This is a genomic window from Pseudomonas cavernae (genome assembly GCF_003595175.1).
Lineage (GTDB): Bacteria > Pseudomonadota > Gammaproteobacteria > Pseudomonadales > Pseudomonadaceae > Aquipseudomonas > Aquipseudomonas cavernae.
The window spans coordinates 613179-631643 of the sequence record NZ_CP032419.1 but is presented as its reverse complement, the minus strand read 5'-3'; the positions used below and the strand labels follow the sequence as shown (position 1 = coordinate 631643).

The following is an 18465-nucleotide window of genomic DNA, read 5'->3' as shown; positions in this document are numbered from 1 at the left end:
ATCGGCCTCAACGAAAAAGCCCCGGCGCCTGCAATGGCCCCGGGGCTTTTTCTTGGATCGCGCGCTCAGAACTGCGACTGCAGGTAATTCTCCAGACCGATGGTCTTGATCAGGCGCAACTGCTGCTCCAGCCAGTAGGCATGATCCTCCTCGGTGTCCTTGAGCTGAGCCAGCAGGATGTCGCGACTCTGATAGTCCTGATGCCGTTCACACAGCTCGATGCCCTTGCTCAGAGCGGCACGCATCTCGTACTCAAGGGCCAGGTCCAGCTTCAACGCCTCCGGAACGCTCTGCCCGAACTTGAAGGGGCTGGGCGCCATGTCCGGTGTGCCTTCGAGGAAGAGGATGCGTTGAAGCAGCGCGTCCGCGTGTTGGGTTTCCTCTTCCATTTCATGGTTGATGCGCTCGTAGAGCTTGGTAAATCCCCAATCCAGATACTGCCGCGAATGGATGAAATACTGGTCGCGTGCGGCCAGTTCGCCCTTAAGCAGTTGCTTGAGGTAGTCGATGACTTCGATCTGGCCTTTCATGCCGGGAATCCTTGCTGCATCTCTTGGAATGCACGAATGCTCTGCCCTACGCACACGCCGGTCAAGCGAAAAGCACAGCGCCTCCACAAGGGAGGCGCTGCACTAAGCGGACGGGCTCGCCGCCCAGCCCGGGACACATTCAGTGCCCAGGCCGGTCCACGACTCAGGCGAGGTCGAAACGGTCGAGGTTCATCACCTTGCCCCAAGCCGCGACGAAGTCCTTGACGAACTTCTCCTTGGCATCGGCGCTGGCGTAGACCTCGGCATAGGCGCGCAGCACCGAGTTGGAGCCGAAGATCAGATCGTTGCGGGTGCCGGTGAACTTCACCTTGCCGCTCTTGCAATCCTTGCCTTCGAACACTTCCGCCTTGCTATCCACCGGCTTCCACTCGGTCCCCATGTCCAGCAGGTTGACGAAGAAGTCATTGCTCAGCTCGCCGACCTTGTCGGTGAGCACGCCGTGCTGGCCGCCATCGTGGTTGGCGCCCAGCACCCGCAGGCCGCCGATCAGCACGGTAAGCTCGGGCGCGGTCAGGGTCAGCAACTGCGCCTTATCCACCAGCATGGACTCGGTCGGAACACCGAGCTCGCCCTTGCGGTAGTTACGGAAGCCGTCGGCGACGGGCTCGAGCACGCCAAAGGATTCGACATAGGTCTGATCCTGACGGGCATCGACCCGCCCCGGCGCGAAAGGCACATCCACGCTTACCCCGGCGGCCTTGGCGGCCTGCTCCACGCCCACGTTGCCAGCCAGCACTATCACGTCTGCCAGAGAAGCCTTGCCGGAAGCCTTCTGGATCTCCACGAGCTTGGGCAGGGCCTTGATGGCGCGCCGGTTGACCTCCCAGTCCTTCTGCGGTGCCAGGGCCAGACGAGCGCCATTGGCGCCGCCACGTTTGTCGCCGCCGCGGAAGGTCGAGGCCGAGGCCCAGGCCACCGAGACCAGATCACCCATCGAAAGCCCGGAAGCGGCGATCCTGGCCTTGAGGTCGGCGATATCGGCAGCGCTGGGGTTATGGGTGGCGGCGGGCAGCGGGTCCTGCCAGATCAGGTCTTCCTTCGGCACTTCCGGGCCAAGGTAGCGTGCCTTCGGTCCCATGTCGCGATGGGTCAGCTTGTACCAGGCACGTGCGAAAGCATCGGCGAAGGCCTGCGGATCGTCCCGGAAGTGCTTGGAGATCTTGCCGAACTCGGGGTCGAAACGCAGGGTCAGGTCGGTAGTCAGCATGGTCGGCTTGTGGAACTTGCCGGGGATATGCGCGTCCGGAATGATTTCCGGCGCATCCTTTGCCACCCACTGCTTGGCACCGGCCGGCGAGGTGGTCAGCTCCCACTCGTACTTGAACAGGTTCTCGAAGAAGTTGTTGCTCCACAGTGTCGGGGTCTTCGTCCAGGTGACCTCGATGCCGCTGGAGATGGTGTCCTTGCCGTGACCGCTGCCGAAAGTACTGATCCAGCCCAGACCCTGGGCCTCCATCGGCGCACCCTCCGGCTCCGGGCCCTTGTGCGATTCGGCTGCGGCGCCGTGAGTCTTACCGAAGGTGTGACCACCGGCGATCAGGGCGACGGTTTCCTCGTCGTCCATGGCCATGCGCCCGAAGGTGGCACGGATGTCCTTGGCCGCGAGCATATAGTCGCCGCTGGCGTTCGGCCCCTCAGGATTCACATATATCAGCCCCATATGGGTGGCACCGAACGGCGGAGTCAACTCGCGGTCATCGGCAACACGCTTCGGATCCACGCCCAGCCAGGCGATCTCGGCCCCCCAGTTCACGTCCAGGTCCGGTTCCCACACGTCTTCGCGACCGGCACCGAAGCCGAAAGTGCGGAATCCCATGGACTCCAGTGCCACGTTACCGGCGAGGACCAACAGGTCGGCCCAGGAGATCTTCTGGCCATACTTCTGCTTGATCGGCCAGAGCAGACGGCGGGTCTTGTCGATATTGACGTTGTCTGGCCAGGAGTTCAGTGGTGCAAAGCGCTGTTGGCCACGTCCGCCGCCGCCGCGACCGTCGGTGGTGCGGTAGGTGCCGGTGGCGTGCCAGGCCATACGGATGATCTGCGGACCGTAGTGGCCGAAGTCGGCCGGCCACCAGTCCTGCGAGTCGGTCATCAGTCTGACCAGATCGGCCTTGAGGGCCTTGTAGTCGAGCTTCTTGAATTCTTCGGCGTAGTTGAACTTCTCGCCGAGCGGGTTGGACTTGTCTGAATGCTGATTGAGCAGATCCACGCGGAGCTGGTTGGGCCACCAGTCCCTATTGGCAGTGCCACCTCCGGCGACATGATTGAACGGGCATTTTGCTTCATTCGACATTGCTCTCTCCTTTGTCCTCATCAGGTCGAATAGAAAAAGCTTAGACCCGGTGTAGCAGGCTAACCAATAGATGGAGCATAACGAACCGATAGACTTACTCTTTCAGGCAGGATTACCAGAATCTGCTTTTTTCCAGCCAGCCGGCTCAACAAACAGCAGCGAAGCGGACAAATTCAGGCGCGCTAGCGACATCCACCAGCGCAGCTACCTGCCTGGCGATGCGGTGACTGACTTGGAGAAGCGAGCTAATGGCTTCGTGCTGAATCAGCACGGAGAAAGCCTGGCGAAGCTCTTACACGCATCGATCAGCGACAGCAGCCGGCTGGTGCAGATACCTCAGCCGGGCGAGCCGGGTGCGTCAGTCGAGGCTGCCAGGGCCTTGACTCGACAGTCGTCTGAGATGCCGAGCGTCAGGCCCAGAGGTGATAAGCAACGAGACGGTCAGAGCACTGGATTGGTAGGGACGACTTTGTCTGAGCCAATATCTACGCACCACCAACTCTTCATACCGCAAATTACACATCCTGATAACGAAAAAACCGGGCACAAGGCCCGGTCTTTTCGCACAACCAGTAACTTACTCGGCAGCTTCAACCTGACCAGCGACCGGACGGTCAACCAGCTCGACATACGCCATCGGCGCGTTGTCGCCAGCGCGGAAACCGCACTTCAGGATGCGCAGGTAGCCGCCCTGACGGGTGGCGTAGCGCTTGCCAAGATCGTTGAACAGCTTGCCGACGATGGCTTTCGAACGAGTACGATCGAAGGCCAGACGACGGTTGGCTACGCTGTCTTCCTTAGCCAGGGTGATCAGCGGCTCCGCAACGCGGCGCAGCTCCTTGGCTTTCGGCAGAGTGGTTTTGATCAGCTCGTGTTCAAACAGCGACACCGCCATGTTCTGGAACATGGCCTTACGGTGGGCGCTGGTGCGGCTCAGATGACGGCCACTTTTACGATGACGCATGGTTCAATTCCTTACCAAACTTGAAGTTCGGTGATCGTGACGATCAGGCAGTCGCCTTATCGTCTTTCTTCAGACTTGCCGGCGGCCAGTTATCGAGGCGCATGCCGAGGGACAGACCACGGGAGGCCAGAACGTCCTTGATCTCGGTCAGGGACTTCTTGCCCAGGTTCGGAGTTTTCAACAGCTCTACTTCGGTGCGCTGGATCAGGTCGCCGATGTAGTAGATGTTCTCCGCCTTCAGGCAGTTGGCCGAACGCACGGTCAATTCAAGGTCGTCAACTGGACGCAGCAGGATCGGATCGATCTCGTCTTCCTGCTCAACCACAACCGGTTCGCTGTCGCCCTTGAGGTCGACGAACGCGGCCAACTGCTGCTGCAGGATGGTCGCGGCACGACGGATTGCCTCTTCAGGGTCCAGAGTACCGTTGGTTTCCAGATCAATAACCAGTTTGTCCAGGTTAGTACGCTGCTCGACACGGGCGTTTTCCACCACGTATGCCACACGACGGACCGGGCTGAACGAGGAGTCAAGCTGCAGACGGCCAATGCTGCGGCTTTCATCTTCATCACTCTGACGCGCGTCAGCCGGCTCATAGCCGCGACCACGACGCACAGTGAGCTTCATGTTCAGAGCACCGTTGTCCGCCAGGTTGGCGATTACGTGATCGCCGTTGACGATCTCGACATCGTGATCCAGCTGAATATCGGCCGCGGTGACCACACCCGAGCCCTTCTTGGCCAGATTCAGGGTGACTTCGTCACGACCGTGCAACTTGATGGCCAGGCCTTTCAGGTTCAGCAGGATTTCAATGACATCTTCCTGCACACCTTCGATGGCGCTGTACTCATGAAGCACACCGTCAATCTCGGCCTCGACCACTGCACAGCCAGGCATGGAGGACAACAGAATGCGACGCAGCGCGTTGCCCAGGGTATGGCCAAAACCACGCTCGAGGGGCTCGAGGGTGATCTTGGCGCGGGTTGGACTGACCACCTGCACATCGATGTGGCGGGGGGTCAGGAACTCATTTACCGAAATCTGCATGGATGCACCTATTTTCTAGCCCTTACTTGGAGTAGAGCTCGACAATCAGGCTTTCGTTGATGTCGGCGGACAGATCACTGCGAGCCGGTACGTTTTTGAACACGCCGGATTTTTTCTCGGAGTCGACATCCACCCACTCAACGCGACCGCGCTGAGAGCACAGCTCGAGAGCCTGCGCGATACGCAGTTGGTTCTTCGCCTTCTCGCGAACGGCAACCACATCCCCAGCTTTAACCTGGTAGGACGGCACGTTCACGGTCGAACCGTTTACTGTGATCGATTTGTGCGATACCAGCTGGCGAGATTCGGCACGAGTAGCGCCAAAGCCCATGCGATAAATTACGTTATCCAGACGGCACTCGAGCAGCTGCAGCAGGTTCTCGCCGGTAGCGCCTTTACGCTTGGCTGCTTCCTTGTAGTAACCGCTGAACTGGCGTTCGAGAACACCGTAGATGCGACGGACTTTTTGCTTCTCGCGCAGCTGGGTACCGTAGTCGGATTGACGACCACGACGCTGACCATGAATGCCAGGAGCCGCTTCGATGTTGCACTTGGATTCGAGCGCGCGCACACCACTCTTCAGGAAGAGATCGGTGCCTTCACGACGAGACAGTTTGCACTTGGGACCAATGTAACGAGCCATTTCTCACTGTCTCCTTTTTACACGCGACGCTTCTTCGGCGGACGGCACCCGTTATGCGGGATTGGCGTCACGTCGGTGATGCTGGCGATTTTGTAGCCGCAGGCGTTCAAAGCGCGCACAGCGGATTCGCGACCCGGACCCGGGCCCTTGACGTTAACGTCGAGGTTCTTCAGGCCATACTCCAGAGCAGCCTGACCGGCACGCTCTGCTGCAACCTGGGCAGCAAACGGAGTGCTTTTGCGGGAGCCGCGGAAGCCCGAACCACCAGAGGTAGCCCAAGACAGCGCATTCCCCTGACGATCAGTGATGGTCACGATGGTGTTGTTAAAAGAAGCGTGGATATGGGCGATGCCATCAACCACTGTCTTTTTGATTTTCTTACGAGGACGAGCAGCAGGTTTTGCCATGACTAGATTCCTGTCGATTCGCGAATGCGATTACTTGCGGATCGGCTTGCGCGGCCCCTTACGGGTACGGGCGTTGGTCTTGGTGCGCTGACCGCGGACCGGCAGGCCGCGACGATGACGCAGGCCACGATAGCAACCCAGGTCCATCAAGCGCTTGATCTTCATGTTGATTTCACGGCGGAGGTCACCCTCGGTGGTGAACTTCGCCACCTCACCGCGCAACAGTTCAATCTGCTCATCGCTCAGATCTTTAATTTTTACCGCCGGGTTAACCCCGGTCGCCGCACAGATACTCTGCGCAGTAGTGCGACCAACACCGTAGATGTAGGTCAGCGAGATAACAGCATGTTTGTTATCTGGAATGTTTACGCCTGCAATACGGGCCATTCAGTGGGACTCCAATTGACAGCTACCTACGCCCCGGAAGCCAAGAAAAGGGCGCGAGATATTAGCGCTGTAAAAACAAATAATCAACCCGACAGCGCACTAGCTGCCGGGCTTGTAGCTTTAGCTCACAATCAGCCTTGGCGCTGCTTGTGACGCGGCTCCGCACTGCAAATCACTCGAACAACGCCTTCACGGCGAATGATTTTGCAGTTGCGGCACAGCTTCTTCACCGATGCACGAACTTTCATCACCAACTCCTCGAACCTTACGGGAACATCAGCGGAGCATGCCGCTGCCGTAACCCTTCAGGTTGGCTTTCTTCATCAGGGATTCGTACTGGTGCGAAACGAGGTGCGATTGTACTTGCGACATAAAGTCCATCACAACCACGACCACGATCAGCAACGAGGTCCCGCCAAGGTAGAACGGCACGTTGGCAGCAACCACCAGAAACTGGGGCAACAGACAAACAGCCGTCATGTACAGAGCACCGAACAAGGTCAAGCGAGTCAGCACGCCGTCGATATAGCGCGCCGATTGCTCACCGGGACGGATACCCGGAATAAAGGCACCAGACTTCTTCAGGTTTTCTGCTACGTCTTTCGGGTTGAACATCAAGGCCGTATAGAAGAAGCAGAAGAACACGATCCCTGCGCTAAACAGCAAAATGTTCAACGGCTGCCCGGGAGCGATTGCCTGCGAAACATCTTGCAGCCAACCCAAACCCTCAGACTGCCCAAACCAGGCACCCAGCGAGGCCGGGAACAATAGAAGGCTGCTGGCAAAAATGGCTGGAATCACACCCGCCATGTTCACTTTCAGCGGCAAATGGCTGGTCTGCGCAGCGAAGACCTTGCGACCTTGCTGACGCTTGGCATAGTGCACCGCAATGCGGCGCTGGCCACGCTCAATGAACACCACAAAACCGATGATCGCTACCGCCAGAAGACCGATGGCAACCAGGGCAAAGATATTGATATCACCCTGGCGAGCAGACTCGAAAGACTGCCCAATCGCCTGCGGCAAACCCGCGACAATTCCAGCAAAAATCAGCATCGAGATGCCATTACCGACACCACGCTCAGTGATCTGCTCACCGAGCCACATCATGAACATAGCCCCCGCCACAAAAGTGGTGACCGCCACGAAGTGGAAACCGAAATCCGCCGAAAACGCCACACCCTGCCCCGCCAAACCAATGGACATGCCAGTAGCCTGAACGAGAGCCAGAATCAAAGTGCCGTAGCGTGTGTATTGGCTGATCTTGCGACGACCAGCCTCACCTTCCTTCTTCAACTGCTCCAGCTGCGGACTGACAGCGGTCATCAGCTGCATGATGATCGACGCCGAGATGTACGGCATGATCCCCAAGGCAAAGATACTCATCCGCTCCAGCGCGCCGCCGGAAAACATGTTGAACAGGCTAAGAATAGTCCCCTCATTCTGCCGGAACAGGTCAGCCAGCCGGTCTGGATTGATCCCCGGAACCGGAATATGCGCACCTATCCGATAGACGATAATCGCCAACAGCAGGAAGCGCAGACGAGCCCAAAGTTCGGACAACCCACCATTGCTGAGCGCTGAGAGAGCACCTTGCTTAGCCATTTATTCCTCGAACTTACCGCCAGCTGCTTCGATAGCCGCACGCGCACCCTTGGTGGCAGCGATACCTTTAAGGGTGACCGCACGAGTAACCTCACCGGACAGCATGACTTTAACGCGCTGTACGTTTTGGTTAATCAGGTTGGCATCCTTCAGCGCCTGCAGAGTTACAACATCGCCTTCCACTTTATTCAGCTCGGAGGTACGCACTTCGGCGCGATCCATAGCCTTCAGGGAAACGAAGCCGAACTTCGGCAAGCGACGATGCAACGGCTGTTGACCACCCTCGAAGCCCGGAGCAATGGTACCGCCGGATCGCGAGGTCTGACCCTTGTGACCACGGCCACCGGTCTTACCCAACCCGCTACCAATACCACGGCCAGGGCGGTGCTTTTCGCGACGGGCACCCGGCGCAGAACGCAGATCGTTCAGTTGCATGTCTTAACCCTCCACACGCAGAAGGTAGTAGGCCTTGTTGATCATGCCGCGGTTTTCCGGAGTATCCAGAACCTCAACGGTGTGACCGATACGACGCAGGCCGAGGCCCTTGACGCAAGCCTTGTGATTGGCCAAACGGCCGCTCACGCTCTTAACCAGCGTAACTTTGACTGTTGCATTAGCCATGGTCAGAGAATCTCCTCGACGCTCTTGCCACGCTTGGCTGCCACGGACTCTGGAGACTGCATGGCCTTCAGACCTTTGAAAGTGGCATGAACCACGTTCACCGGATTGGTAGAGCCATAGCACTTAGCCAGAACGTTTTGCACCCCAGCGACTTCTAGAACGGCACGCATGGCGCCGCCCGCGATGATACCGGTACCCTCGGATGCAGGCTGCATGAACACCTTGGAGGCGCCATGTCCGGACTTCATTGCGTACTGCAGGGTAGTGCCGTTCAGATCAACCTGAATCATGTTGCGGCGCGCAGCTTCCATTGCTTTCTGAATCGCAGCAGGCACTTCGCGTGACTTGCCACGACCGAAACCAACACGACCCTTACCATCGCCAACTACAGTCAGCGCAGTGAAGGTGAAGATACGGCCACCCTTTACGGTTTTGGCAACGCGGTTAACTTGAACCAGCTTCTCGATGTAGCCTTCGTCGCGCTTTTGGTCGTTATTTGCCATAACTTAGAACTCCAGCCCGCCTTCACGAGCAGCATCAGCCAGCGCTTTCACGCGGCCGTGGTACTTGAAGCCAGAACGGTCGAATGCCACCTGGGTAACACCAGCGGCCTTGGCACGCTCAGCAACCAGCTGACCAACTTTCTTTGCAGCGTCGACATTGCCAGTAGCGCCATCACGCAGCTCTTTGTCCAAAGTCGAGGCACTGGCCAGGACTTTGCCGCCGTCGGCCGAAACGACCTGGGCGTAGATATGCTGGGAAGAGCGGTACACGCAAAGGCGTACGGCCTCCAGCTCGCGCATTTTCAGGCGTGCCTTGCGAGCGCGACGCAGACGAGTTTCTTTCTTTACGCTCATTTGCTATGCCCTACTTCTTCTTAGCTTCTTTACGACGGACGACTTCGTCGGCGTAACGCACGCCCTTGCCTTTATAAGGCTCAGGACGACGGAAGTCGCGAATCTCCGCAGCCACCTGACCGACCAACTGCTTGTCGATGCCCTTGATCAGAATATCGGTCTGACTAGGGGTTTCAGCGGTGACACCTTGCGGCAGCTCGTAATCAACCGGATGCGAGAAGCCGAGAGCGAGATTCAGCACCTGACCCTTGGCCTGAGCCTTGTAGCCCACACCGACCAGTTGCAGCTTGCGCTCGAAGCCCTGGCTTACGCCAATGACCATATTGTTAACCAGTGCACGGGTAGTACCGGCCATGGCTCTGTTCTGCTGATCGCCATTACGCGCAGCAAAACGCAGCTCACCCGCTTCCTGGATCACTTCCACGGACGGGTGCACATTCAGTTCGAGAGCACCTTTTGCGCCCTTGACCGAGAGCTGCTGACCGGCCAGTTTGACCTCAACGCCAGCGGGCAGCTTTACGGGGTTTTTAGCAACGCGAGACATGCTTATCCCCCCTTAGAACACAGTGCAAAGCACTTCGCCGCCGACACCGGCAGCGCGCGCAGCGCGATCCGTCATCACACCCTTGTTGGTGGAGACGATGGACACACCGAGACCGCCGCGAACTTTCGGCAGCTGGTCAACGGATTTGTACTGGCGCAGGCCTGGACGGCTAACGCGCTTCAGCTCTTCGATGACCGGACGGCCTTCAAAATACTTCAGCTCGATAGACAACAGCGGCTTCGCCTCAGCAGTGGTCTGAAAACCCGCAATGTAGCCTTCGTCCTTGAGGACCTTGGCTACAGCCACCTTCAGCTTGGAAGACGGCATGCTTACAACGGACTTTTCAGCCATCTGGGCATTACGGATACGAGTTAGCATGTCCGCTAACGGGTCCTGCATACTCATGGGCTAGATGCTCCTAAAACAAAATTTCGGCCTTGCGACCCCACAGCAACCAAACCCAAAAGCCGGGCCCAGAAGAGCCGGTCATTCTATAGACAGCCCAGAAACGAATCAAGCCCCAAAAGGGGCTTGATTCTTGATCAACAACGGCAGCCCGAAGACCGCCGAAGATCACTTACCAGCTGGCCTTGACCAGACCCGGCACGTCACCACGCATAGCCGCTTCACGCAGCTTGTTACGGCCGAGGCCGAACTTGCGGTAAACACCGTGTGGACGACCGGTGATGCGGCAACGGTTACGCAGACGCGAGGCAGAGGCATCACGCGGCTGCTTCTGCAGAGCGACCTGCGCCTCCCAGCGCGCTTCCGGACTGGTATTCGGATTGGCGATCAGAGCCTTAAGCTCGGCACGCTTCTTCGCGAACTTAGCCACCGTTTGCTGACGCTTCAGCTCGCGGTTCTTCATGCTTGTTTTGGCCATGTTCCTACTCCAATCAGTTGCGGAACGGGAAGTTGAAGGCGCGCAGCAGAGCACGACCTTCATCATCCGTACGAGCAGTGGTGGTCAGGGTAATGTCCAGACCGCGCAGGGCATCGATCTTGTCGTAATCGATTTCCGGGAAGATGATCTGCTCTTTAACGCCCATGCTGTAGTTGCCGCGACCATCGAAGGACTTGGCATTCAGGCCGCGGAAGTCACGCACGCGCGGCAGGGAGATGGCGAGCAGGCGATCCAGGAACTCATACATACGGTCGCGACGCAGGGTAACCTTGACACCGATCGGCCAACCTTCACGGACTTTGAAGCCCGCGATGGATTTCCGAGCGTAAGTCACAATAGGCTTCTGACCGGTAATTTTTTCCAGATCAGCAACAGCGTTTTCGATGATCTTCTTGTCACCGATCGCTTCACCCAAGCCCATGTTCAGGGTGATTTTGGTAATGCGCGGAACTTCCATCACGTTTGCCAGCTGAAGTTGCTCCTTCAGCTTGGGCGCGATTTCTTTCCGGTACAGCTCTTTTAGTCGTGCCATGGTATCTACCTAGCAGTGCTCAAGCGTCGACCGGCTTCTGGTTCGACTTGAAGACACGAATTTTTTTGCCGTCTTCTACTTTGAAACCTACGCGGTCAGCCTTGTTGGTTCCAGCATTGAAGATGGCGACGTTAGAAGCATGCAGAGGGGCTTCTTTCTCGACGATACCGCCCTGAACGCCCGACATCGGGTTCGGCTTGGTATGACGCTTGACCAAGTTGACCCCACCGACGACCAGACGGTCGTCAGTGAGCACTTTCAGCACCTTACCGCGCTTACCCTTGTCCTTGCCGGCGATCACGATGATCTCGTCATCACGACGAATCTTTTGCATGTCGGATCTCCTTACAGCACTTCAGGGGCGAGCGAGACGATCTTCATGAACTTCTCGGAACGAAGCTCACGGGTCACGGGCCCAAAGATACGGGTACCGATCGGCTCCTGCTTGTTGTTCAGCAGAACAGCAGCGTTGCCGTCGAAGCGAATGATCGAGCCGTCCGGACGGCGAACGCCGTGACGGGTGCGAACCACAACAGCGGTCATCACCTGGCCCTTCTTCACCTTACCGCGCGGAATGGCTTCCTTGACGGTCACCTTGATGATGTCGCCAATGCCGGCGTAACGGCGGTGCGAACCACCGAGAACCTTGATGCACATAACGCGGCGCGCGCCACTGTTATCAGCCACATCGAGCATGGATTGAGTCTGAATCATAAAATTTCTCCGACCCCTAGCTCTTAGACTTCGACTGCGCGTTCAACGATCTCAACCAGAGCCCAAGACTTAGTCTTGGCCAGCGGACGGGTCTCACGAATGGAGACCTTGTCGCCGATATGGCACTGATTGGTTTCGTCATGGACGTGCAGCTTGGTCGAACGCTTGACGTACTTACCGTAGATCGGGTGCTTAACGCGACGCTCGATCAGTACGGTGATGGTCTTGTCCATCTTGTCGCTGACAACGCGGCCGGTCAGCGTGCGGACGGTTTTTTCGGCTTCAGCCATGATTACTTACCTGCCTGCTGGTTGAGCACAGTCTTCACGCGAGCGATGTCACGCTTAACTTGCGAGAGCAGGTGAGACTGCCCCAACTGACCAGTCGCCTTCTGCATACGCAGATTGAACTGATCGCGCAGCAGACCAAGCAATTGCTCGTTCAGCTGCTGTGCTGATTTTTCACGAAGTTCATTCGCTTTCATCACATCACCGTCCGCTTAACAAAGGAGGTGGCGATTGGCAGCTTTGCAGCAGCCAGGGCGAAAGCCTCACGCGCCAACTCTTCAGAAACACCCTCGATTTCATACAGGACCTTGCCCGGCTGAATCTGGGCCACCCAGTACTCGACGCTACCCTTACCTTTACCCATCCGCACTTCGAGAGGCTTCTTGGTAACCGGCTTGTCCGGGAACACGCGAATCCAGATTTTCCCGCCACGCTTCACGTGACGAGTCAGAGCACGACGAGCGGACTCGATCTGGCGGGCAGTAAGACGACCACGAGCAACAGACTTCAGCGCAAACTCGCCAAAGCTAACTTTGCTACCGCGCTGAGCCAAACCACGGTTGTGACCGGTCATCTGCTTGCGGAATTTTGTACGCTTAGGTTGTAGCATTTTGCGTACTCCTTACTTGGCAGCTTTTTTACGAGGCGCGGGCGCTTGCGGCTTCAGCTCTTCTTGGCGGCCACCAATGACCTCACCCTTGAAGATCCAAACCTTCACACCGATCACACCGTAGGTGGTGTGCGCTTCGTAAGTGGCGTAATCGATATCGGCACGCAGGGTGTGCAGAGGCACACGACCTTCGCGATACCATTCGGTACGTGCGATTTCCGCACCACCAAGACGACCGCTCACCTGGATCTTGATGCCCTTGGCACCAATGCGCATGGCGTTCTGTACGGCGCGCTTCATGGCGCGACGGAACATCACGCGACGCTCCAGCTGCTGAGCAACGCTTTGTGCTACCAGCATACCGTCGAGCTCCGGCTTGCGGATCTCTTCGATGTTGATGTGCACCGGCACACCCATTTGCTTGGTCAGGTCCTGACGCAGCTTTTCAACATCTTCACCTTTCTTGCCAATCACGATACCAGGACGGGCGGTGTGGATGGTGATGCGTGCAGTCTGAGCCGGACGAGCGATGTCGATACGGCTTACGGACGCGCTTTTTAGTTTGTCTTGGAGGTATTCACGAACCTTCAGGTCGGCAAACAGATAATCGGCATAAGTGCGCTTATCGGCATACCAAACGGAGGTGTGCTCCTTGACGATTCCCAGGCGAATGCCAGTGGGATGTACTTTCTGACCCATCTGATCGACTCCGTTACTTGTCCGCAACCTTGACAGTGATATGGCAAGACCGCTTGACGATGCGATCAGCGCGGCCTTTGGCACGCGGCATGATGCGCTTAAGCGAACGCCCTTCGTTGACGAAGACAGTGGAGACCTTCAGATCATCCACATCTGCGCCTTCGTTGTGCTCGGCGTTGGCAACGGCCGACTCCAGCACTTTCTTCATGATCTCGGCGGCTTTCTTACTGCTGAAAGCCAGGAGATTGAGCGCTTCGCCCACCTTCTTCCCGCGGATCTGGTCGGCGACCAAGCGGGCTTTCTGGGCAGAGATTCGAGCGCCCGACAGCTTAGCGGCTACTTCCATCATTCCTAACCCCTTAACGCTTGGCTTTCTTGTCCGCCACGTGCCCACGGTAAGTGCGGGTACCAGCGAACTCGCCGAGTTTGTGACCGACCATGTCTTCGTTAATGAGAACCGGGACATGTTGACGACCGTTATGTACAGCAATGGTCAGACCGACCATTTGCGGCAGGATCATGGAACGACGCGACCAGGTTTTAACCGGCTTGCGATCGTTCTTTTCCACCGCCACTTCGACCTTCTTCAGTAGGTGAAGATCGATAAAAGGACCTTTTTTCAGAGAACGCGGCACTGTCGTATCCCTCTAGTTACTTGCGACGACGGACGATCATGTTATCGGTGCGCTTGTTACCACGAGTCTTCGCGCCCTTAGTCGGGAAGCCCCATGGAGACACCGGATGACGGCCACCAGAGGTACGACCTTCACCACCACCATGCGGGTGGTCAACCGGGTTCATCGCCACACCGCGAACGGTCGGGCGAACACCACGCCAACGCTTGGCACCGGCCTTACCCAGCGAACGCAGGCTGTGCTCGGAGTTCGAGACCTCACCCAGAGTCGCACGGCACTCAGCCAGCACTTTGCGCATCTCGCCGGAGCGCAGACGCAGGGTGACATAGGCACCTTCACGAGCGACCAGCTGAGCGGAAGCACCAGCGGAACGCGCGATCTGAGCACCCTTGCCCGGCTTCAGCTCGATACCATGAATGGTCGAACCGAGCGGAATGTTGCGCAGCGGAAGGCTGTTACCAGCCTTGATCGGCGCAGCAGAACCGGAGATCAACTGATCGCCAGCACTCACACCTTTCGGCGCGATGATGTAGCGACGCTCGCCGTCGGCATACTTCAGCAGGGCGATGTGAGCAGTACGGTTCGGATCGTATTCCACACGCTCAACAACGGCAGGGATGCCGTCCTTGTTGCGACGGAAATCGACCAGACGATAGTGCTGCTTGTGACCACCACCAATGTGGCGAGTAGTGATACGACCGTTGTTGTTACGGCCGCCAGTCTTCGACTTCTTCTCGAGCAGCGGAGCATAAGGAGCGCCTTTGTGCAGCTCCTGATTGACCACTTTGACCACGAAACGGCGGCCAGCGGAAGTCGGTTTGCATTTAACGATTGCCATGATGCGCCCCTACCTTACTCAGCACTGCTGGTGAAATCGAGATCTTGGCCCGGCTGAAGAGCGATGTACGCCTTCTTCCAGTCGTTGCGCTTGCCCAGACCGCGAGCGGTGCGCTTGGTCTTACCCTGAACATTCAGGGTGTTGACGGTGGCGACCTTCACGCTGAACAGGCTTTCGACGGCCTTCTTGATTTCCAGCTTGGTTGCATCGGTAGCAACCTTGAAAACGAATTGGCTTTTGCCATCTGCCAGGCCGGTGGCCTTCTCAGAGATATGCGGGCCAACCAGCACTTTGAATACGCGTTCCTGGTTCATCCCAGCAGCTCCTCGAATTTCTTCACGGCGGACACGGTGATCAACACCTTGTCGTAGGCGATCAGGCTGACCGGGTCGGAACCTTGAACGTCACGTACGTCGACGTGCGGCAGGTTGCGCGCAGCCAGGTACAGGTTCTGATCAACAGCGTCAGACACGATCAGAACATCGTTCAGACCCATGCCATTCAGCTTATCCAGGAGAACCTTGGTTTTCGGTGCTTCGACAGCGAAGTCTTCGACCACAACCAGACGATCCAAACGCACCAACTCGGACAGAATCGAGCGCAGAGCGGCGCGATACATCTTCTTGTTGAGCTTTTGATCGTGGTTCTGCGGGCGCGCTGCGAAGGTCACACCACCACCACGCCAAATCGGACCACGAGTAGTACCAGCACGAGCACGACCAGTGCCCTTCTGGCGCCACGGACGCTTGCCACCGCCGGACACATCGGAACGGGTCTTCTGCTGCTTGCTGCCCTGACGGCCGCCAGCCATGTAAGCGACAACGGCCTGGTGAACCAGGGTCTCGTTGAATTCGCTACCGAAGGTCGTTTCGGAGACTTCGATCGCCTGAGCGTTATTTACATTCAATTGCATCTCAGCATCTCCCCTTAACCGCGAGCCTTGGCAGCCGGACGCACAACCAGGTTGCCGCCAGCAGCGCCAGGAACGGCGCCCTTAACGAGCAGCAGATTGCGTTCAGCGTCGACGCGCACAACTTCCAGGGACTGCACGGTCACGCGCTCAGCGCCCATATGACCGGACATTTTTTTGCCCTTGAATACACGACCAGGAGTCTGGCACTGGCCGATGGAGCCTGGAGCGCGGTGAGAGACGGAGTTACCGTGGGTGTTGTCTTGACCACGGAAGTTCCAGCGCTTGATGGTACCGGCGAAGCCTTTACCCTTGGATTCGCCAGTGACATCCACCAGCTGACCCGCCTGGAACAATTCTGCAGTGATCTGATCGCCAGCTTGGTACTCGCCTTCTTCAAGACGGAATTCCCAAACACCACGACCAGCAGCGACGTTTGCCTTGGCAAAGTGACCAGCCTGAGCCTTGGTTACACGGGAAGCACGACGCTCACCAACGGTAACCTGCACAGCGCGATAGCCATCGCTCTCTTCATTTTTGAACTGGGTGACGCGATTCGGCTCGATCTCAATGACCGTAACCGGAATGGAGACACCTTCTTCGGTGAAAATGCGGGTCATACCGCACTTACGCCCGACTACACCAATAGTCATGTTGTAAACCTCATAAGTGTACGGGGCTTTCACCCGCTATGGCCGCCCATTTCAGAGCGTTACACGACTAAAACCCCAAGGTTTTAGCCGAGGCTGATCTGCACTTCCACGCCAGCCGCAAGATCAAGCTTCATCAGCGCATCAACGGTTTTATCCGTCGGCTGGACGATGTCCAGAACACGCTTATGAGTGCGAATCTCATACTGATCACGCGCGTCTTTATTGACGTGCGGGGAGACCAGTACAGTGAAACGCTCCTTGCGAGTAGGCAGAGGAATAGGACCACGCACCTGAGCACCAGTACGTTTCGCGGTTTCCACGATTTCCTGGGTAGATTGATCGATCAGGCGATGGTCAAAAGCCTTCAACCGAATACGGATTTGTTGGTTTTGCATTTTGACCTCAGACTCTATCTCTGCTATCCCCAACGGACGGACTACGCCCGTTAAAAGGAGGCGTGATTGTACGGATGCGCCCGATGGGTGTCAACTTTTGCACAGAAAACAGAAAAGGCCCCGAAGGGCCTTTTCTTTTACCGCGATCCTCGATTACTCGACGACCTTGGCAACCACGCCAGCACCAACGGTACGACCACCTTCGCGAATCGCGAAACGCAGGCCGTCTTCCATGGCGATCGGCTTGATCAGGGTAACCACCATCTTAACGTTGTCACCCGGCATCACCATCTCAACGCCTTCCGGCAGCTCGCAGTTACCGGTCACGTCAGTGGTACGGAAGTAGAACTGCGGACGGTAGCCCTTGAAGAACGGAGTGTGACGACCGCCTTCTTCCTTGCTCAGCACGTACACTTCAGCTTCAAACTTGGTGTGCGGCTTGATGGTGCCCGGCTTGGCCAGCACCTGACCACGCTCCACGTCGTCACGCTTGGTGCCGCGCAGCAGGATACCGCAGTTCTCGCCAGCACGACCTTCGTCGAGCAGCTTGCGGAACATTTCCACGCCGGTGCAGGTGGTCTTGACGGTGTCACGCAGACCAACGATCTCGATTTCTTCCTGGATCTTGACGATGCCGCGCTCAACACGACCGGTTACCACGGTACCGCGACCGGAGATGGAGAACACGTCTTCGATCGGCATCAGGAACGGCTTGTCGATGGCACGAACCGGCTCCGGAATGTAGCTGTCCAGAGTCTCGACCAGCTTCTTGACGGCGCTGGTGCCCATTTCGTTGTCGTCTTGACCGTTCAGCGCCATCAGCGCGGAGCCGATGATGATCGGCGTGTCGTCGCCCGGGAAGTCATAGGTGGACAGCAGGTCACGAACTTCCATCTCGACCAGCTCCAGCAGCTCGGCGTCGTCCACCATGTCGGCCTTGTTCAGGAACACGACAATGTAAGGAACGCCTACCTGGCGGGACAGCAGGATGTGTTCGCGGGTCTGCGGCATCGGGCCGTCGGCAGCCGAGCACACCAGGATCGCGCCGTCCATCTGCGCAGCACCGGTGATCATGTTCTTCACATAGTCAGCGTGGCCCGGGCAGTCAACATGCGCGTAGTGGCGCACGGCCGAGTCATACTCAACGTGCGCGGTGTTGATGGTGATACCGCGCGCTTTCTCTTCCGGGGCGCTATCGATCTTGTCGAAGTCGACACGGGCGCTACCGAAAACTTCGGAGCAAACGCGAGTCAGAGCGGCGGTCAGAGTGGTTTTACCGTGGTCAACGTGACCGATGGTGCCTACGTTGACGTGCGGTTTGTTACGTTCAAATTTTTCTTTAGCCACGACAGTGAACCTCTTGCCTAAAGG

At 57.5% G+C, this 18465-nt stretch carries 31 protein-coding genes; all 31 read right to left on the bottom strand.

Translation table 11 applies throughout. The features are described from left to right. Positions 1-65 precede the first annotated feature (65 nt). The 31 genes from bfr to tuf all read right to left on the bottom strand — a co-directional run bounded on the left by bfr (position 66) and on the right by tuf (position 18441). Positions 66-530: a bacterioferritin gene (gene bfr / locus D3880_RS02945; RefSeq protein ID WP_119892034.1), complete on the bottom strand. Its 465-nt coding sequence runs from the start codon at positions 528-530 to the stop codon at positions 66-68. Between the two features lie 163 nt (positions 531-693). After that, the gene (katG, locus tag D3880_RS02940) at positions 694-2844 is read right to left on the bottom strand and encodes a catalase/peroxidase HPI (RefSeq protein WP_119892033.1); all 2151 of its coding nucleotides are present in this window, start codon (positions 2842-2844) and stop codon (positions 694-696) included. Between the two features lie 577 nt (positions 2845-3421). Then, the gene (rplQ, locus tag D3880_RS02935) at positions 3422-3808 is read right to left on the bottom strand and encodes a 50S ribosomal protein L17 (protein WP_119892032.1); all 387 of its coding nucleotides are present in this window, start codon (positions 3806-3808) and stop codon (positions 3422-3424) included. Positions 3809-3851: 43 nt separating this feature from the next. After that, a complete protein-coding gene (locus D3880_RS02930; RefSeq protein WP_119892031.1) occupies positions 3852-4853 on the bottom strand; it encodes a DNA-directed RNA polymerase subunit alpha in 1002 nt (333 codons plus the stop codon). Between the two features lie 22 nt (positions 4854-4875). Next, on the bottom strand, positions 4876-5496 hold the full coding sequence (gene rpsD, locus D3880_RS02925; protein ID WP_119892030.1) for a 30S ribosomal protein S4: 621 nt from the start codon (positions 5494-5496) through the stop codon (positions 4876-4878). A 17-nt stretch (positions 5497-5513) separates the two neighbouring features. Then, entirely contained in the window at positions 5514-5903 is a 390-nt protein-coding gene (gene rpsK / locus D3880_RS02920; RefSeq protein ID WP_039806105.1) for a 30S ribosomal protein S11, read from the bottom strand. Positions 5904-5933: 30 nt separating this feature from the next. Continuing rightward, the gene (rpsM, locus tag D3880_RS02915; RefSeq protein WP_119892029.1) at positions 5934-6290 is read right to left on the bottom strand and encodes a 30S ribosomal protein S13; all 357 of its coding nucleotides are present in this window, start codon (positions 6288-6290) and stop codon (positions 5934-5936) included. A gap of 131 nt (positions 6291-6421) precedes the next feature. After that, entirely contained in the window at positions 6422-6538 is a 117-nt protein-coding gene (gene rpmJ / locus D3880_RS02910) for a 50S ribosomal protein L36 (protein WP_002555468.1), read from the bottom strand. Between the two features lie 28 nt (positions 6539-6566). Next, positions 6567-7895 carry a preprotein translocase subunit SecY gene (secY, locus tag D3880_RS02905; protein ID WP_119892028.1) on the bottom strand — a complete coding sequence of 443 codons (1329 nt, stop codon included), beginning with the start codon at positions 7893-7895 and terminating at the stop codon, positions 6567-6569. Then, positions 7896-8330, bottom strand: a complete 435-nt coding sequence (gene rplO / locus D3880_RS02900; RefSeq protein WP_119892027.1) for a 50S ribosomal protein L15 — start codon at positions 8328-8330, stop codon at positions 7896-7898. It lies immediately after the preceding gene. A 3-nt stretch (positions 8331-8333) separates the two neighbouring features. Continuing rightward, positions 8334-8516: a 50S ribosomal protein L30 gene (rpmD, locus tag D3880_RS02895; RefSeq protein ID WP_119892026.1), complete on the bottom strand. Its 183-nt coding sequence runs from the start codon at positions 8514-8516 to the stop codon at positions 8334-8336. 2 nt (positions 8517-8518) lie between these two features. Further along, complete coding sequence (rpsE, locus tag D3880_RS02890; protein ID WP_119892025.1) at positions 8519-9019, bottom strand: 30S ribosomal protein S5; 501 nt, start codon at positions 9017-9019, stop codon at positions 8519-8521. A 3-nt stretch (positions 9020-9022) separates the two neighbouring features. Next, entirely contained in the window at positions 9023-9373 is a 351-nt protein-coding gene (gene rplR, locus D3880_RS02885) for a 50S ribosomal protein L18 (protein ID WP_119892024.1), read from the bottom strand. 10 nt (positions 9374-9383) lie between these two features. Further along, complete coding sequence (gene rplF / locus D3880_RS02880; RefSeq protein WP_119892023.1) at positions 9384-9917, bottom strand: 50S ribosomal protein L6; 534 nt, start codon at positions 9915-9917, stop codon at positions 9384-9386. Positions 9918-9929: 12 nt separating this feature from the next. Beyond that, positions 9930-10322 (bottom strand): 30S ribosomal protein S8, encoded by a 393-nt coding sequence (rpsH, locus tag D3880_RS02875; RefSeq protein ID WP_119892022.1) that lies wholly within the window; start codon positions 10320-10322, stop codon positions 9930-9932. Positions 10323-10494: 172 nt separating this feature from the next. Next, entirely contained in the window at positions 10495-10800 is a 306-nt protein-coding gene (gene rpsN / locus D3880_RS02870) for a 30S ribosomal protein S14 (RefSeq protein ID WP_119892021.1), read from the bottom strand. A gap of 13 nt (positions 10801-10813) precedes the next feature. Continuing rightward, entirely contained in the window at positions 10814-11353 is a 540-nt protein-coding gene (rplE, locus tag D3880_RS02865) for a 50S ribosomal protein L5 (RefSeq protein ID WP_119892020.1), read from the bottom strand. A gap of 19 nt (positions 11354-11372) precedes the next feature. Further along, positions 11373-11687: a 50S ribosomal protein L24 gene (gene rplX, locus D3880_RS02860; protein ID WP_119892019.1), complete on the bottom strand. Its 315-nt coding sequence runs from the start codon at positions 11685-11687 to the stop codon at positions 11373-11375. 11 nt (positions 11688-11698) lie between these two features. Then, positions 11699-12067 (bottom strand): 50S ribosomal protein L14, encoded by a 369-nt coding sequence (gene rplN, locus D3880_RS02855; protein ID WP_003289207.1) that lies wholly within the window; start codon positions 12065-12067, stop codon positions 11699-11701. A 23-nt stretch (positions 12068-12090) separates the two neighbouring features. Beyond that, positions 12091-12357 carry a 30S ribosomal protein S17 gene (rpsQ, locus tag D3880_RS02850; RefSeq protein ID WP_119892018.1) on the bottom strand — a complete coding sequence of 89 codons (267 nt, stop codon included), beginning with the start codon at positions 12355-12357 and terminating at the stop codon, positions 12091-12093. A gap of 2 nt (positions 12358-12359) precedes the next feature. Continuing rightward, on the bottom strand, positions 12360-12551 hold the full coding sequence (gene rpmC / locus D3880_RS02845) for a 50S ribosomal protein L29 (protein ID WP_002555481.1): 192 nt from the start codon (positions 12549-12551) through the stop codon (positions 12360-12362). Next, positions 12551-12964, bottom strand: coding sequence for a 50S ribosomal protein L16 (gene rplP, locus D3880_RS02840; RefSeq protein WP_119892017.1), 414 nt, complete (start codon positions 12962-12964; stop codon positions 12551-12553). Before rplP ends, rpmC begins: the two co-directional genes overlap by 1 nt. A 12-nt stretch (positions 12965-12976) precedes the next feature. Further along, the gene (gene rpsC, locus D3880_RS02835) at positions 12977-13663 is read right to left on the bottom strand and encodes a 30S ribosomal protein S3 (protein ID WP_119892016.1); all 687 of its coding nucleotides are present in this window, start codon (positions 13661-13663) and stop codon (positions 12977-12979) included. 13 nt (positions 13664-13676) lie between these two features. Beyond that, positions 13677-14009, bottom strand: a complete 333-nt coding sequence (gene rplV, locus D3880_RS02830) for a 50S ribosomal protein L22 (protein WP_003103908.1) — start codon at positions 14007-14009, stop codon at positions 13677-13679. A 13-nt stretch (positions 14010-14022) separates the two neighbouring features. After that, positions 14023-14298, bottom strand: a complete 276-nt coding sequence (gene rpsS / locus D3880_RS02825; RefSeq protein ID WP_119892015.1) for a 30S ribosomal protein S19 — start codon at positions 14296-14298, stop codon at positions 14023-14025. Between the two features lie 16 nt (positions 14299-14314). Continuing rightward, positions 14315-15136 (bottom strand): 50S ribosomal protein L2, encoded by an 822-nt coding sequence (gene rplB, locus D3880_RS02820; protein ID WP_119892014.1) that lies wholly within the window; start codon positions 15134-15136, stop codon positions 14315-14317. 14 nt (positions 15137-15150) lie between these two features. Further along, positions 15151-15450, bottom strand: a complete 300-nt coding sequence (gene rplW, locus D3880_RS02815; protein WP_119892013.1) for a 50S ribosomal protein L23 — start codon at positions 15448-15450, stop codon at positions 15151-15153. Further along, a complete protein-coding gene (rplD, locus tag D3880_RS02810) occupies positions 15447-16049 on the bottom strand; it encodes a 50S ribosomal protein L4 (protein WP_119892012.1) in 603 nt (200 codons plus the stop codon). The genes rplW and rplD overlap by 4 nt, the downstream gene beginning before the upstream one ends. A 14-nt stretch (positions 16050-16063) precedes the next feature. Then, a complete protein-coding gene (rplC, locus tag D3880_RS02805) occupies positions 16064-16699 on the bottom strand; it encodes a 50S ribosomal protein L3 (RefSeq protein WP_119892011.1) in 636 nt (211 codons plus the stop codon). Positions 16700-16782: 83 nt separating this feature from the next. Then, entirely contained in the window at positions 16783-17094 is a 312-nt protein-coding gene (rpsJ, locus tag D3880_RS02800; RefSeq protein WP_003186070.1) for a 30S ribosomal protein S10, read from the bottom strand. Positions 17095-17247: 153 nt separating this feature from the next. Continuing rightward, positions 17248-18441 carry an elongation factor Tu gene (gene tuf / locus D3880_RS02795; RefSeq protein ID WP_119892010.1) on the bottom strand — a complete coding sequence of 398 codons (1194 nt, stop codon included), beginning with the start codon at positions 18439-18441 and terminating at the stop codon, positions 17248-17250. Positions 18442-18465 lie beyond the last annotated feature (24 nt).

Bases quoted from the DNA above. Each gene is read 5' to 3' on its own strand.
- bfr (WP_119892034.1), bottom strand. From the start codon at position 530: ATGAAAGGCCAGATCGAAGTCATCGACTACCTCAAGCAACTGCTTAAG.
- katG (WP_119892033.1), bottom strand. From the start codon at position 2,844: ATGTCGAATGAAGCAAAATGCCCGTTCAATCATGTCGCCGGAGGTGGC.
- rplQ (WP_119892032.1), bottom strand. From the start codon at position 3,808: ATGCGTCATCGTAAAAGTGGCCGTCATCTGAGCCGCACCAGCGCCCAC.
- D3880_RS02930 (WP_119892031.1), bottom strand. From the start codon at position 4,853: ATGCAGATTTCGGTAAATGAGTTCCTGACCCCCCGCCACATCGATGTG.
- rpsD (WP_119892030.1), bottom strand. From the start codon at position 5,496: ATGGCTCGTTACATTGGTCCCAAGTGCAAACTGTCTCGTCGTGAAGGC.
- rpsK (WP_039806105.1), bottom strand. From the start codon at position 5,903: ATGGCAAAACCTGCTGCTCGTCCTCGTAAGAAAATCAAAAAGACAGTG.
- rpsM (WP_119892029.1), bottom strand. From the start codon at position 6,290: ATGGCCCGTATTGCAGGCGTAAACATTCCAGATAACAAACATGCTGTT.
- rpmJ (WP_002555468.1), bottom strand. From the start codon at position 6,538: ATGAAAGTTCGTGCATCGGTGAAGAAGCTGTGCCGCAACTGCAAAATC.
- secY (WP_119892028.1), bottom strand. From the start codon at position 7,895: ATGGCTAAGCAAGGTGCTCTCTCAGCGCTCAGCAATGGTGGGTTGTCC.
- rplO (WP_119892027.1), bottom strand. From the start codon at position 8,330: ATGCAACTGAACGATCTGCGTTCTGCGCCGGGTGCCCGTCGCGAAAAG.
- rpmD (WP_119892026.1), bottom strand. From the start codon at position 8,516: ATGGCTAATGCAACAGTCAAAGTTACGCTGGTTAAGAGCGTGAGCGGC.
- rpsE (WP_119892025.1), bottom strand. From the start codon at position 9,019: ATGGCAAATAACGACCAAAAGCGCGACGAAGGCTACATCGAGAAGCTG.
- rplR (WP_119892024.1), bottom strand. From the start codon at position 9,373: ATGAGCGTAAAGAAAGAAACTCGTCTGCGTCGCGCTCGCAAGGCACGC.
- rplF (WP_119892023.1), bottom strand. From the start codon at position 9,917: ATGTCTCGCGTTGCTAAAAACCCCGTAAAGCTGCCCGCTGGCGTTGAG.
- rpsH (WP_119892022.1), bottom strand. From the start codon at position 10,322: ATGAGTATGCAGGACCCGTTAGCGGACATGCTAACTCGTATCCGTAAT.
- rpsN (WP_119892021.1), bottom strand. From the start codon at position 10,800: ATGGCCAAAACAAGCATGAAGAACCGCGAGCTGAAGCGTCAGCAAACG.
- rplE (WP_119892020.1), bottom strand. From the start codon at position 11,353: ATGGCACGACTAAAAGAGCTGTACCGGAAAGAAATCGCGCCCAAGCTG.
- rplX (WP_119892019.1), bottom strand. From the start codon at position 11,687: ATGCAAAAGATTCGTCGTGATGACGAGATCATCGTGATCGCCGGCAAG.
- rplN (WP_003289207.1), bottom strand. From the start codon at position 12,067: ATGATTCAGACTCAATCCATGCTCGATGTGGCTGATAACAGTGGCGCG.
- rpsQ (WP_119892018.1), bottom strand. From the start codon at position 12,357: ATGGCTGAAGCCGAAAAAACCGTCCGCACGCTGACCGGCCGCGTTGTC.
- rpmC (WP_002555481.1), bottom strand. From the start codon at position 12,551: ATGAAAGCGAATGAACTTCGTGAAAAATCAGCACAGCAGCTGAACGAG.
- rplP (WP_119892017.1), bottom strand. From the start codon at position 12,964: ATGCTACAACCTAAGCGTACAAAATTCCGCAAGCAGATGACCGGTCAC.
- rpsC (WP_119892016.1), bottom strand. From the start codon at position 13,663: ATGGGTCAGAAAGTACATCCCACTGGCATTCGCCTGGGAATCGTCAAG.
- rplV (WP_003103908.1), bottom strand. From the start codon at position 14,009: ATGGAAGTAGCCGCTAAGCTGTCGGGCGCTCGAATCTCTGCCCAGAAA.
- rplB (WP_119892014.1), bottom strand. From the start codon at position 15,136: ATGGCAATCGTTAAATGCAAACCGACTTCCGCTGGCCGCCGTTTCGTG.
- rplW (WP_119892013.1), bottom strand. From the start codon at position 15,450: ATGAACCAGGAACGCGTATTCAAAGTGCTGGTTGGCCCGCATATCTCT.
- rplD (WP_119892012.1), bottom strand. From the start codon at position 16,049: ATGCAATTGAATGTAAATAACGCTCAGGCGATCGAAGTCTCCGAAACG.
- rplC (WP_119892011.1), bottom strand. From the start codon at position 16,699: ATGACTATTGGTGTAGTCGGGCGTAAGTGCGGTATGACCCGCATTTTC.
- rpsJ (WP_003186070.1), bottom strand. From the start codon at position 17,094: ATGCAAAACCAACAAATCCGTATTCGGTTGAAGGCTTTTGACCATCGC.